Origin of the sequence: Flavisphingomonas formosensis (assembly GCF_009755815.1) — a bacterium.
Taxonomy (GTDB): Bacteria; Pseudomonadota; Alphaproteobacteria; order Sphingomonadales; family Sphingomonadaceae; genus Flavisphingomonas; species Flavisphingomonas formosensis.
On record NZ_WRPK01000014.1, the window covers coordinates 96,689 to 109,805 of the forward strand.

General features: G+C 50.8%; 14 protein-coding genes. 6 read left to right on the top strand and 8 right to left on the bottom strand.

Annotated features, from left to right (window positions below; translation table 11 throughout):
* Window positions 1–39 precede the first annotated feature (39 nt).
* Entirely contained in the window at window positions 40–1,779 is a 1,740-nt protein-coding gene (locus GQY20_RS28700; RefSeq protein ID WP_157220605.1) for a recombinase family protein, read from the top strand.
* A gap of 135 nt (window positions 1,780–1,914) precedes the next feature.
* A complete protein-coding gene (locus GQY20_RS28705; protein WP_157220606.1) occupies window positions 1,915–2,625 on the top strand; it encodes a PDZ domain-containing protein in 711 nt (236 codons plus the stop codon).
* Window positions 2,626–2,916: 291 nt separating this feature from the next.
* Here the strand turns inward: GQY20_RS28705 and GQY20_RS28710 are convergent, their stop codons facing one another.
* Complete coding sequence (locus GQY20_RS28710) at window positions 2,917–3,123, bottom strand: hypothetical protein (RefSeq protein WP_157220607.1); 207 nt, start codon at window positions 3,121–3,123, stop codon at window positions 2,917–2,919.
* A 12-nt stretch (window positions 3,124–3,135) separates the two neighbouring features.
* Window positions 3,136–3,426 (bottom strand): hypothetical protein, encoded by a 291-nt coding sequence (locus tag GQY20_RS28715; RefSeq protein WP_157220608.1) that lies wholly within the window; start codon window positions 3,424–3,426, stop codon window positions 3,136–3,138.
* A gap of 735 nt (window positions 3,427–4,161) precedes the next feature.
* On the opposite strand from GQY20_RS28715, the gene GQY20_RS28720 reads away from it, so the two are divergent.
* Entirely contained in the window at window positions 4,162–5,073 is a 912-nt protein-coding gene (locus GQY20_RS28720) for a hypothetical protein (RefSeq protein ID WP_157220609.1), read from the top strand.
* Between the two features lie 618 nt (window positions 5,074–5,691).
* On the opposite strand, the gene GQY20_RS28730 is transcribed toward GQY20_RS28720, so the two are convergent.
* The 4 genes from GQY20_RS28730 to GQY20_RS28740 all read right to left on the bottom strand — a co-directional run bounded on the left by GQY20_RS28730 (window position 5,692) and on the right by GQY20_RS28740 (window position 8,536).
* Complete coding sequence (locus GQY20_RS28730) at window positions 5,692–6,165, bottom strand: MucR family transcriptional regulator (protein ID WP_157220611.1); 474 nt, start codon at window positions 6,163–6,165, stop codon at window positions 5,692–5,694.
* Window positions 6,166–6,529: 364 nt separating this feature from the next.
* The gene (locus tag GQY20_RS32980) at window positions 6,530–6,721 is read right to left on the bottom strand and encodes a DUF6771 family protein (protein ID WP_332836116.1); all 192 of its coding nucleotides are present in this window, start codon (window positions 6,719–6,721) and stop codon (window positions 6,530–6,532) included.
* A gap of 171 nt (window positions 6,722–6,892) precedes the next feature.
* Entirely contained in the window at window positions 6,893–7,582 is a 690-nt protein-coding gene (locus GQY20_RS28735) for a hypothetical protein (RefSeq protein WP_157220612.1), read from the bottom strand.
* Between the two features lie 237 nt (window positions 7,583–7,819).
* Window positions 7,820–8,536, bottom strand: a complete 717-nt coding sequence (locus GQY20_RS28740; RefSeq protein ID WP_157220613.1) for a recombinase family protein — start codon at window positions 8,534–8,536, stop codon at window positions 7,820–7,822.
* A gap of 432 nt (window positions 8,537–8,968) precedes the next feature.
* Here GQY20_RS28740 and GQY20_RS28745 point away from each other — a divergent pair, with 432 nt between their 5' ends.
* The 3 genes from GQY20_RS28745 to GQY20_RS28755 are packed head-to-tail and all read left to right on the top strand — an operon-like array spanning window position 8,969 to window position 11,061.
* Window positions 8,969–9,808 (top strand): hypothetical protein, encoded by an 840-nt coding sequence (locus GQY20_RS28745; protein ID WP_157220614.1) that lies wholly within the window; start codon window positions 8,969–8,971, stop codon window positions 9,806–9,808.
* A 36-nt stretch (window positions 9,809–9,844) separates the two neighbouring features.
* Window positions 9,845–10,462, top strand: a complete 618-nt coding sequence (locus GQY20_RS28750; RefSeq protein WP_157220615.1) for a hypothetical protein — start codon at window positions 9,845–9,847, stop codon at window positions 10,460–10,462.
* Window positions 10,463–10,479: 17 nt separating this feature from the next.
* Window positions 10,480–11,061, top strand: a complete 582-nt coding sequence (locus tag GQY20_RS28755) for a hypothetical protein (RefSeq protein WP_157220616.1) — start codon at window positions 10,480–10,482, stop codon at window positions 11,059–11,061.
* An 8-nt stretch (window positions 11,062–11,069) separates the two neighbouring features.
* On the opposite strand, the gene GQY20_RS28760 is transcribed toward GQY20_RS28755, so the two are convergent.
* The gene (locus GQY20_RS28760; RefSeq protein ID WP_157220617.1) at window positions 11,070–12,608 is read right to left on the bottom strand and encodes a hypothetical protein; all 1,539 of its coding nucleotides are present in this window, start codon (window positions 12,606–12,608) and stop codon (window positions 11,070–11,072) included.
* Window positions 12,605–13,051 carry a hypothetical protein gene (locus GQY20_RS28765; protein WP_157220618.1) on the bottom strand — a complete coding sequence of 149 codons (447 nt, stop codon included), beginning with the start codon at window positions 13,049–13,051 and terminating at the stop codon, window positions 12,605–12,607. Before GQY20_RS28765 ends, GQY20_RS28760 begins: the two co-directional genes overlap by 4 nt.
* Window positions 13,052–13,117 lie beyond the last annotated feature (66 nt).

Below are 13,117 nucleotides of genomic sequence, written 5' to 3' on the forward strand. Positions count from 1 at the left end.
GAACGGTCATGATATGGACCGGTTCGACGGAGGCATGGCATGGAAGCGATTTTATATTCTCGTTGGTCGAGCCTCGAACAAACATCGACCACGAGCGCGCCCCGTCAGCTTGAGATTTGCGAGGCGTTCGCCGCCGCCCGAAGTTTCGACATCGTCGAGCGAGTGGTTGATGAAGGTCGCTCAGCATGGACCGGCGACAATCTAATCAATGGTCGACTCGGGCAGCTAACCGAGCGCTTCAAGCGGGAAGGCGCTCAAGGTAAGGTCCTTGTCGTCGAAAAGCTCGATAGGATCAGCCGTCAAAGCCCCCTCGTCGTCACTCAGTGGCTCCAACGGGTGTGTGGTTACGGGCTCACGATCATGACCGCAGACGGTCGTCATACGCTCGACGCCGACGCTCTCATTCGCAATCAGTTGGTCGTGGTTGGGCTGATTTTTGAGGCGTTCAAGGGCTATCAGGAATCTCAGGATAAATCGGATCGAGTGAAAGAGGCGTGGGAGCGTAAGCGTGAACGCCGAGCGCCGATGACCCGCATATGTCCGGCATGGCTCACGATCGACCAGAAGAGCACTCATTTTAAGAGCGCGGACAATCTCTCAGCCGCATATTCGGTGATCGAAAACCGCGCGGCGATCGTCCGTGAAATTTTCAACCTGACCGAGCAAGGGCGCGGCAAATCCACCATCGCGCGCATGCTCAATGAACGGTCTGAACCGGTTTGGGGTCGCGGTGACGGCTGGCACGCCAGCTACATTCAGAAAATTCTAACCAGCCCCGCCGTGTATGGTGAATATCAGCCTCACACTCGACCCAAGGGCGGCGAGCGTCGTCCGGTTGGCGAGCCAATTCAGAATTATTTCCCTGCGGTGATCGAAATCGAGCAGTTTGAGCGGGTCAACGACCAGAAGGCGAGGGCGATCCTAGCTAAGCAGCGTCCGGCTAACCCGCTCGCAAATCTCCTCGCCGGGATCGCCAAATGTGGAAACTGCGGCGGTTGGATGATGTTCGTGAATAAGGGCGATGAGACGCTTGCTGATGGATCGGTAGTCAAGCGCGGCTATCTGAAATGCTCGAATGCACATCGTGCCAAGGGCTGTGATCGGCGGCAGAGCTACGGATATAGACCGATCGAATCAGCCCTCTTGGATCAGATTCTTCATCTCGCCATGGATGATCAGCATTTCTCCGTGAAGGATGATGCTGCTGAGCTTGAGGCGAGGGTCTTGCGGCTCAAGCATGAGGTGAAAGAATGCGAAAAGCGGCAAGCCGCCGCCCATGCGAAAGCCGATGACCCTGATGATGATTTTGCGATAGCGAAATATCGTGAAAGCCGTGACGCCACGAAGGCGGCTAAAAATCAGCTACAGGACGCTGAGGAGGCATTGGCGAAAGCGCGTGGCTCCGTTTCACCCGCTGAGCATGTCCGGCGGGTCAACGAGGTCCGATCAATGATGCACAGCGATAATGCAGAGGAGCGTTATCAGGCGCGTTCGCGCGTCAAGCTGGCGATCAACGACATCGTGAAGGAAATGATATTCCATCATTCCCGTTCACGGATAGCGGTGACCCTGAAAGGCGGGGTTCGCTCATTCGTGATTTATGGCGACACGGGAGAAATTGGCTCGCTGCTTCCCGCCATCGCCGCTGATACCAACGATCCAATTCAGGCGGCATATAAGCGTCGGAAAGAGGCTCTGGAGCCCGTTTCTGAGGACGATGCGCCGATTGAGCGCACGATGTTTGTGGGCAGGGAAAATCACCCGAAAATTGCTCTCTAGGGCGTTCCCGTTCCGCCTTCGCCAATGTCCCAACCTCTAAGTCGAAGGCATCCGGCGCCGTTTCGGAGGTAATCTGCTATTCGAGCTTGAGAAATCCCGCCGCCGATATCATCCTTCATTGAAGGGGGATCGATCATGAGAGCAGTTCTCAGGGTTTCTACGCTTGCGGCTGTGTCAACGCTTCTGATGGCGGCTAAGACGCCTGAGGCGCCTGTTGATCCCGGTCCTCGCCCGTCCTCACTTGAACATTTTCGGGAAGCGGGTCAGCAAGCGATTCTACAGGGCTTTTTTGATCCTTCGTCCGCTCAGTTCCAATGGGATCGCGCGATCACGGGCGGCTATTGGAAGCCCGTTTTTCAGAAGAAGGTTATCGGTTGGTGGACCTGCGGTTTGGTGAACGGCAAAAACCGCATGGGGGGCTATGTCGGCTTCCGGCGCTTCGTCGTGGTGATGAACAACGATCAGGTTGTTTTCTCGCAGGTTGGCGAGGGTGGTGATTTCGATTTTGTCGAGTTGGGCTGCCAGAAAGCGATTCAGGCGGGTTATCTGCCGTTGGCGAGCGCGGTCCCAGCCTCAACACCGGCTATCGATCCGTCTCAGCCTCAATTCGGCTTTGGCTTTAACATCGTTCCAGATGGCGCCTACATCGGCGTTATTGTGCCTGCGGGACCGGCAGATAAAGCCGGATTGACGACAGGAATGGTGATTTCTGCCATCAACTCAATTCCGATCAAGGGTTTTGATCAGCCCACGGTAGCTAAGATACTAAAAAACCTTGATACAACCGCAACCTTTACCATTATCGGGCGGGGTGATGTTAAACTCACGCGTGCGCCGATTCAGTAGTGGGGGCGGGCGGTCAATGAAGCTAAGCAAAATCATTTTCCCACGGTTACGATGTTCTTGAGGGACGGCGTTGGCACAGCCAATGGCGGAAACCTCTATTGATGTTATTCCGACCGGAAGCGATTTTTGGGGAGCGTCGCGCTGGCTCTGCGACCTTGGATAATGACCTGACGCAGTTATCTATTTGACGCGTCATAATCGGTATCCACGCAAAAAATAACATAGTGCCGCTGTATTCCATTTTGAATTCGAGCGGCTCTATGCTGTTTTTCTATACCTAGTGGAGTATTTCTATTTTTTCTTAGATATTTTCTCCTTGAGGGTTCGCGTAACCGTATTGTCTGGCGCGGGGCATACTACATCAATAGAAATTCTACCAATAACCGGATTACCATCTTCGTTTGTTTCATCCTTAACAACGATAGTTTTCCCAGTTCTCTTTGCTTCCTCACTCCTCAAAATCGCACGCTTTTGTTCTTTGCTCAGTTTGCGTTTCATCTGAAAATCCTTTTAGCTATGCAAAATCATAAAATTAAGGGCTTGCATCTTCGCGGAAGCGCGAAATTCGTCTGGTAGATCGTCGATCAAATTGATCGCATCATCTTCTGCATATACTTGTTTTATACCATCAATGGTCTGGTAAAGAGCTGTAGTGTAGCATAAGCGATCTACCTTATTGCGCCATATTTCACAAAGTATCTCAAATTCGCATGTAGTCCCGTATTTTTTAGTTTTTGGAGTTTCAAAAATAACAATGCTCCCGCATTTAAGCATATTATCGTCATGTGCATCGATAACCATGATCCGTCGTCCAATCTCATTCATACATAGTTCCTCTTTGACCCGTCACCGTGATGAGGGGTCGGTTGAAAATAATAATAGGGTCCACGATCGTAACTCAAATTCTGGGTTATCAAATTTTCTATGAATCTAAAATTAGCGTAAACTAATTCGAGATTTAGTTTTATTGTTATTGTAGTAGGAAACCAGTTATCGGATTCCCTCAACGTCAGCCATCGCGGTGACGGCGGCTATATCTCTCGCCGATCTGATTTGGTCAACAAAAAATTGCATAAAAAGACCGAACTATAGAGAATAGATCGATTATCCATAATAACAGCGTCGGTCACGATCCTAGAGCTTGTAAAAAATATGCTGAATTGACGGTGAGGTGCAGGAGCCAAAATTATGAAATAATTTTGTATGAGCCTCCTAGGCGGTCTGACGGGCTTTTCGTTCGATCATCGCGAAAATGCGTTTATCGTACCACAAAAGCTACACGCATTCTTGATGACATATGTCTATTCGAATCACTTCCGATTCGATGAAAATAATAATGCGAACCGCTATGGCGCTCCTGTAAGATAAATATCCGATCGATGGTGCGGACCATCGTTGGATGCGCTCTGATTTAATTATTGAGATAAATACGATGTGTGGATATAATCCGCATGTTATCTCCAAATAATAAGAAGTGAGAAGCCTCTGGATGGTCCGCAACATCCGGAGGCTTTTTATATTTTGGAGAAAACTATCATGAATGATGTAAAAAATGCTCGTGCGACCTTGGATAGACTTAGAGCGGGCTGGGTGCCACGCGCTATGAAGCAGGAAAATGATTTTATCGATCCAGAGCCGGAGCCGGAACCCGCGCCGAAAATCCTTTCCGGTCGCAGGTTTGGTTTCGACGCTGCCCCAGAGCCTAAGCCGGTTTACGATAAAATCGAGCAGCCGGTTTACCGATCGAGCGAGCAAATTTATCGAGAATTCGTCGAGATGGCTAAATCTGATCCGATATATCTTGAGCGGCTCGCCCATGCTTTCGATTATCAAGCCCCTTTCCGAAAGGCTGAGCCGCTTAGACCGATGCCTTTCGCCACCGCTACCACGATCGAGATTGCTATTGCCGATCGCGGTCCACCCAAGAAAACGAAAAGAGAGCGGATCGAGCGTCAATCGCTACGCTTTTCGGCTACCATACAGGTCTGCACATCCGCTCAGACACAAATCAGTAAAGCGGGCTGGTCCGGTCTCGTTGATTTTCGGAGTCCGAAAAGAGCGAGGTTGGACGCAGATAGGTTTCTACGCCAAAAATCAATTACTCAGGCGTATCGAGACTTCATTGAAGAAGCATGTATCGCGGCGCAAAACAATGATTATATGATCGGTTTCCTCAAGAGTAAGACGAACGATTCCGGCACGCCCTTTACCGATCGACAGATTATTTTCGCGGATCGCTCGGGGCTGGAAAATCATAAGCTGGATCAGGCTATATTGATGATGCAGGACCAGAAAGGCACAGCGGTAATCCTGCTGCCTCGCTTTGACGAAAAGACATCCACCGGAAAGCCGCTCAATAAGTTCGTTCTACAATGTCGTGCTATCCGGCAGAATCTCGACGGAAAACAGGATTGGGCAACCGGAGAATTCGAGTTGAAGCGAGGGTAAAAAGTGGGCAAGGTCTTTGCAATACATATCTAATATATTATTCTATAATATAATTGCAAAGACTTTGCCCACCTTGTTGGCTCGTCCTTGCAATGAGCCATAAATGGCGGAAATCTGCGATTTCCTGCGCTTCGCTCGATTTATCATAATTTGTATGTGGCAGTGCCATTGCATAGACCTTGCCCACTTCGTGATCAGGTCCACGCAAGGCGCCATAAATGGCGAAATTTCGATGTTTTGGAATAAGTGCTCGATTAAATTCCATTATAGATGTGGAAGTCTCATTGCATAGACCTTGCCCACCCATTTTCATGTCTGTGCTCGATCAACGAAAAAGTTCGATCGCAAACCAAGTTTTTCATTAAATGAGAAATTGGCTCAGTGTTCCGTTGTCCGCGCCGTTTCCCGCCGTGATGGGGTGGGCGGGCTAAATACGCGATGACGCAACACGGATATGTCCTCGCCCGCCTCGCATGTGGTCAGTCTCTCCCCGCCGCGTGCACGGCGGAGAAAGTTAGCATCGGTGAATTTGTCCTCACCATGGGCTTTGATCGCCGGCTAGGGCGAGCTTACCGCGCCGCCCTACGCCTTTGGAAAGATGTTGAGGCTCATCGCCCCTCAACCGTTGGTCGAGATACCGAGCTTCCGCCGACCCCGTGAAGCTGGCTTAGAAGGTGCCGGAGCGGGAGCCGGCTCAACCGCCTTAGGCTTTCTTCCGAGACCGATTTTGACCGCCAGTTCCTTCCGCTGATCCGCGTAGTTCGGTGCCACCATCGGATAATCAGCCGGCAGTTTCCATTTTGCACGATACTCGTCGGGACTCATGTCAAAGCGCGTCCGCAGGTAGCGCTTCAGCAGCTTCAGTTTTTTCCCATCTTCGAGGCAAACCAGATAATCGGGTTTTACCGAAGAGCGCACAGATACCGCCGGCTCTTGCGCCACAGGTTCCGGCTCAACCTCCTTACCAAGGCTGCTCAGCGACGAATGGACGCTCTGAATCAGGGCAGGCAAATCCCCGACCGCAACAGAATTACGGCTGACATGAGCAGCAACGATGTCGGCTGTAAGGGTGAGTAGGGTTTCGTCTGACATGTGCGACTCCAATCTGAGCCGCGACGCCTATCAGAAACGAATGATTTTTCAATTTACGCAGAGCAATCACCGCGATCGCTTTAGAATGCGCTGATACGATGCTTCATCCGTTGGACCGATAATGCCCGTAGCTCGCTCCATCACGGGTTTCATGCTTGCCCACTTTTTCCCGCATGATTGGCACCGCAGATATCGACCGCAGTTGATGAAATCGGTTTTCCATCGTCGAGCCACGCAGAGAGCCAGGAATGGCTTTGTCTCAATGACGCGTTTCCGCCCACATTTGCACGAAACCTCAAGCGTAAAGCCTTCACGGCTAACATCCTCAAGCGTGGAGCAGCGAGCCAGCCGTAGCCGATCATACTCAGACATCTAGCCGAAGCTGGTCGCGATCATCGTCCATCAGAGGCTCTCTGAGACGCTCTACGATGGTTGCCGCCAGAGCATCCGCCGCACGCTCGCGCTGAGATCGTTCAGACGCAGATAGCCCATTCCTCGCCCACGCTGGGGCGTGGAGGAGGATCATGGCTATCCTTGATGGGTCGATTCGTTCCATAGCGTGACATGAGAACAAAATGAGAACGATTCGGCAAGAGGGTTCATGCAACCGCCTTCAATCCGCTCAAGCGCGTTTGGCGAGGGTCCGAAGTATCTTCCTATCCGACGCGCGTTTGAGCGTCGCCTCGATCATGGGGAGGGCGATAAGGCGGAGGATGGTTGAAACGGTCTATCGCTTCGATGCTCCGGATATCAACTCAACAATCTTGTTGAGGATATCGACCTCATTCTTTTCGAGCTTACGGGTTTCCACGATTTCCGTCGATTCCCCTGCTGCGAGCTTCTGAGATTGCGAGAAAATCCAACCCTTCTCGATCGCGCCATTGAGATCGATCTGATCGTTTTGCTCATGCTCGATGCGGAGAATGGCTAGAACCTCCTCGCGATGCCTCGCCAGACTATCAAAATGACGGAATTCGTCCATCGTTGCACGAGACTGACGCAAGAAAAAGAAAGCGATGAGTTCAGTGAGGAGGAGGATGCTCGCATGAGGCAGAAGGGATAGGGCAATCGCTGCAATATTTTCCTTGGGGTCCATTCGAGATTGGCTCAGATAAAATACGCCGATTCCAGCAATAGCCATGATGACACCAACGATAAGGTAAACACCTGATCGATTATATAGACTTTGCGCTAATGAACGGGAGTCCTTTGAAAGCAAGTCATAATATGCATAAATCTGATCTTCGATTTCTGGTTCTTTAGAAGAAGCTTCCAAAGAATATGGATATGAACTGAAAATCCGTCTGGATAGGAGATAAACGCTAAATCCAGTAAATAGAACAGAAGCTAAAACCGAATCTATTAATCTAGTGTCATGGTCGGTAAGCGGTCCGTATATTGCATACGAGATATACATGAGAAACGATAATCCTAATATACCAGAAAGAAATATTAGAAGATAATTTCTCGATTTAATTAATATGTTGCCTCTATCCTTAGGCATATTGTCTCCCCTCATCTGCATAGCGGACCTTGACAGAAAGGCGGCTCTGCTAACAAGCCCTTTTGCGCCGCTAAAACAATTCCTCCCAGAGTCTTTTCTGGCATCTGCACTCTACCAGCCATTTTTTAATTATCGCGCTCAGTGAAGCTCCTAGGCGCTCCTAGGGGCTTTTCCTCTACCATCATTGAGGCTTAGGATTCTCCGCACGCTGTTTGCCTGCCATTCTGAGCCTCTGGCGGTCTTGACGCCTTTCTCATTTAGAAATTCGGCAATCTGTCTCAGCGACGATGCGCCACGAGAGCGAGCCAACGAGATCATCGGCATAACATCCTCAGCACGATCCCGAGCCTGATTGCCCCGAATTTCTGCCGATCGTGCGCGCTGAACGGTCATGGATCGATCCTCGCCACGATAGCCGCCAAGCTTCACGCCACGCTCTTTCGCCGCTGCAAGAGCGGCTTTCGTCCGCTGACTGATCAATCCAGCCTCAAGCTCAGCCACAGCCGCCATTTGCGTTAGCATAAAGCGTCCGACTGGACCGGCGGGAAGGTCAGGGAGATCGCAGAACAGGACATCGGCGCCGCTATCGATCAGAGTTAGGAGGAACGCAGCGTTGCGCGCCAAGCGATCCAGCTTCGCCACGATCAGGGTCGATTTCGTGGCACGGCAATGAGCCAGTGCGGCGGCGAGTTGCGGACGATCGGATTTTCGTCCGGATTCAATCTCGACATATTCGGCGAGGAGCTTCCAATCGCCACCGTTGAGGTAGCGGGAAACAGCCTCACGCTGAGCGTCGAGCCCAAGCCCTGATTGACCCTGACGCGCGGTCGAGACGCGCGCATATGAGATGAAAGAGCCGCTTGGCATTACCGTTACCTTTGATCAATGACCGTTGTCAGTTGTGTAACAGAACGGCTGAATCGCTGTCGAGAGGAACTAACCGTGAACTCACTGAAATAGTTCAAGAAAGTTCTTGCATCACGATTCGTGGAGGGGCATTCTCCAACGATCGAGAGACGATCCCGGTCATTCTGATCGACGCTCCCTCAAAGGCTCACAGGAGCCTAGCGAAAACGATCCGCTCGATCGTCGAGAGCCTGCCCGCAGAGGGTTGAGGCTGACCCCCTCCTGAAATTTTAGGGGGGGTGGGGTAGGGGGTATACCCTCGCCAGCGATCGACCCCCACCCTCTGAAAAAGGGGTCTTTAAATCAGCCCCCAAAAAAACCGTTTCGGAATAATCGTGCGTGCATCGCGGGCTTTCCGTGCGCCGCAGGTTTCCTTATCTTCGGCGCATGTATATGGCAGCCGACATAACCTTTCCCTGTCCGAATTGCGGAGAAACAAGCAGCATTCCTACCTCTGTTCCTCCTATTAAAGATGCGGATGGCGATCCAGAGAAAGGATGGGCAAGCGCGGATATCGAAGTGGCTTGCCCGAAATGCAACAGGGTTTTTGAGGGAAGCATTACCAATCATGACATGCAGGTGGATGTGTTCGTGGAGGGTCATCCCGTTGGGGTGATGGAGGTGAGTCGGGCTTATTTTGTCTCCGATGAGGATATGGATTTTGAGATTCCGGAGTATCCTCACACCATTTTGATAGGAACTATCAAAGAAATCCTATCACTTTTTGAATATCATAATGAATTTATTTCAGAAAAAATTATAAAGCGGATGGCTTTTAGTCAGGCTATTTCGGCTATGGAGGCATTCCTCGCGGATACGCTAATAAATGCCGTGTTAGAACTCCGAGACGCCTTGCCTCGCTTGCTCCGAGGTGATCCAGAGTTGAAAGATGCCAAATTGCCACTCCTGCATATAATATCAAAAGAGCGACCCGTGGATGATTATATTAAAAGTTATCTTAAAGAAATAAATTACCATCAACTTGCGAGGGTCGATAAGATATACCAAACATCACTTCAATTCTCTATATTTCCTAATGATGAAACAAAGTCTCGACTTTTTGCGGTGATTCCGATTCGTCATGATTGTGTCCATCGCAATGGATACGACAAGGATGGAAAAATGATTACCATAATAAACGACGCGTTTGTGAGACAAGTATGTCGTGATATCTTAGAAATGGCAGATCATATAGCAAATAAAATTGCAGGAAAATTCCTCGGATTTCCTTAAATTTTTATCGATAAAGATCGAGTAAAACGGGGGCGGATGGCGAAGTTGTCGTTTAATCTCAATGGATATCTCTATCAAAAGGGTGTTTCAGAAATCGAGATTGCCTATAAAGAAACTGTATCGGCGCTTTCTTCGCGTAAGCATAAGCTCGAAATTGATTTGACAGAGAATGCGCGGGCGGTCGAAGCTCGCGAGATAGATCCTTACGAGCGCGACGCGGATGGATCGATCCTTTACGAAAAGGAGAAAGCGATAAAATACTCAATCGATGATGCTGCCTCCTCTCTACGGATCGCTAGGGAGAGCTATGTAATTATCTTGCACCATTATTGGGAAAAGCGCTGTGACGAGTGGATGCACTCGAAGAAGAATTATGATCCTCTAAGAGCATATAATTTTCTGGAGAAAAATGGTCTGGCGGTCGATAGGAGCAGGCTCGAAATATTGAGGCTGTCTTGCAATACCCTAAAGCATAATTCTTCAAATTTATTTGAAGGGTATCCGGGAATGTTTGACCAAAACCACATGAATGACGCAACGCGAGTAAGTTATGCTAATGCATTGCGCTTAACTGACTCGTTTGTAGAGGAAATGTTCGAGGCTATCCGTTCCTCGGGAATTCAGATCGATTCTAATTTCGCTCCGGGGTTCTAAATTTGAAGGATTGTTCTGTGCGGAGAGAAGAATATAGAAAGGCTCTTTATGCAGAGGTGGGAGAGTGTATCCATGCATGGAGCACAGTTGAGAACGAAATTACAATTCTCTTCATGGTATTAAATGAGCGACCATGGATCGAGTTTGCTCATCCGTTGCGGGCTGCTTTTGAAGCTCTTATATCGCTCGAAGCACGTCTTGATGTTATAAGAGTTTATATTTCCGCTGATGATTCAGTGAATGAAAAATACACCGATCACTATAAGAAGTTACATAGTAGAATTCTTAAAGCATACCGCAAGAGGCATGAAATAGCGCATTTTGCTCTCGTCGGGCGCGAGAATCAGACGGGGGAGATGCGCGAATTCGTTCGCCCGTTCTTCAAAATGAAATCTTTTCAAGAAAATTCGGGAACTGAATTGGATTTGAAACAGATTGTCGAGAGGAAGCAGAAATTCTATCTTCTCGGCGAGAGAGTTAAGCAACATGTGCAGTACGTTGGAAAAATTAAAGGGTTAAAGGCGGATTATTTCGCTCAGGCTGGAGATTTAGCTTATCCGGATCTTGATCAGGAGAGCGCTCAAAATGATGATAATTGAATAATCATTCAGTAAAATCCTGCCTGACGATCCTTCTTGACGCTCGCGCGACGGTCATATCCATCGATGGGGCGGCGCTCAGGCTCATGATCCCATATCATTGCCCGATGAGCCCCTTGAAGCTCTCGGGCGATGATGGCGTCAGCGTCCACCTGATCATCCTTGCCCTTCGGGAACGCCTGATATTCCTGTAACGCTGTATCACCCACGCTCCCCATAGGGAGATAGACCTTACCAGCCTGAGCCATCACCTGATACGCTGACGCCTTCGTGGCTTTGTCCTTGCCATGGTTGGACGCATATTCAATCCGCACCATCACCCCGCTGGCGAGCATCGTGTCCCTGAGCACGTCAACCGACGCTTTGAAATTGTTGTCCGGCTCAGCGAACCAAACGCGCGGCTTCCACTTTTTCGCCAGCGCCAACGCACCACGATCCGCAACCTTGAGCTTCCCGCTCGGGTCGGTCGCGATCCCCAGCGCTTCCTTGAGATGGCAGCGCTCGCGGAAGCTATCGAGGAGATAGATGTTTTTCCGATCGTCCACGCCCCAGACGCGGATGACATTGAAATCGCTTTTTCCCGAAAGCCCCAAGCTGTGGTCTGAGGTCATATAGTGGGCAAGGTTGCTGGGCAGGGTGGCGGGCGTCCATCGCTTGAACCATGCGGGGTCAAAGAAGCCGCTCGATTTTGGAACCGGGTCTTGCTGATATTGTGCCGCATACGCGTAGGCGTCGGCACGGCGTAGCTCGTCAACCTCCTCAGGTCCGCGCTGTTCGGGGAGCATGAGAGCGCCGATCTCGGTTCTTGGATCGCTCCACCCGATGGATGTTGAACCGCTCTCGCCTTCCCATTCCATCGGGATGATGAGCGTCTCGTATCCCAGACCCTTCGCGAGGATCGCTCCCACCAAGTCATCCGCATGGATGCGCTGCATTATGATGACGATCGGATCACGCTTCGGGTTGTTGAGGCGGGAGGTCGCTGACTGGAAAAACAGGTCGTTGACCTTCTGACGCTCGATCTCTGAGGCAGCGTCACCGACTGCAATCGGATCATCGATAATGAGACGATCGCCACGCGCGCCGGTCAGCTTCGAATAGGGAACCGCCCATCGGTAGCCCGTGGATTCATTCTCGAATTTGAGCGTCGTGTTAACATCGTCCTGAAGCCGGATCGACCAATTGCTTTGATACCAATCTGAGGTGATAAGCCGGCGAGCGCGGATGTTGTCTCGGGAGGCGAATGACAGGCTATGTGATGCCGTGACGGTGCGAAGGTGAGGACGGCTGATCCATTCCCACGCTTGCCAGAAAACCGCCACGAGAAGGCTTTTCATCGATCCTGGCGGGACGCAGATGGACAGCCGTTTGATCCGACCGTCAGAGACCGCCTCCAGATGCTCACAGATGGCGTCGAGGTGCCATCCCCAGATGAGCGGGGTGGCGGGCTCTAGGACCGTCCAAGCCTGTTTGACGAATTCCGCCAGCGAACGGCGGGCAAGCTCAGCGCGTGCGGCGCGTATCTGTTCTGCGGTTACGGTGCTCACTCATCGTCCGCCTCCGGACGGTCGGGAGACGGGAGAAGCTGAGCGTCTGTGGCATCGATCGCCTCAATCTGAATGGCGGCAAGCTGACGGAGGAAATCGGTTGAGGCGCCGGTCAGATCGAGCGTCGGCAAAGCCTTTGGTTCGGTGGACGCTACAGAGATTGTCTGAACGGCTTTGCCATAGGTTCTTTCGATCCCAAATTTCACCATATCGGCTTCAATGCGGGTGAGTTCTCCGCCTTCTTCTTCCAAGCGTTTCGCGGCGCGTCCGATGGCTAATTCCAGCGCTCGAATGGCTTTTGGTCCAATACGCGTCGAGAAAATCTCGGAAGGCATCACGCCATTGATTTTCTGAACCTTCGGACGACCCGATGGATTGCCGCTCTGACCTTTCTTGAAGTGCGCAGGGTTGGCTTTTCGTGGTGGTTTTGTCTCGTCACTCATCGCGTATTTATAAATATCCGATGAGTTACACGGTCCAAGATTTGCAGCGCATCCTTGAAGTCAGTG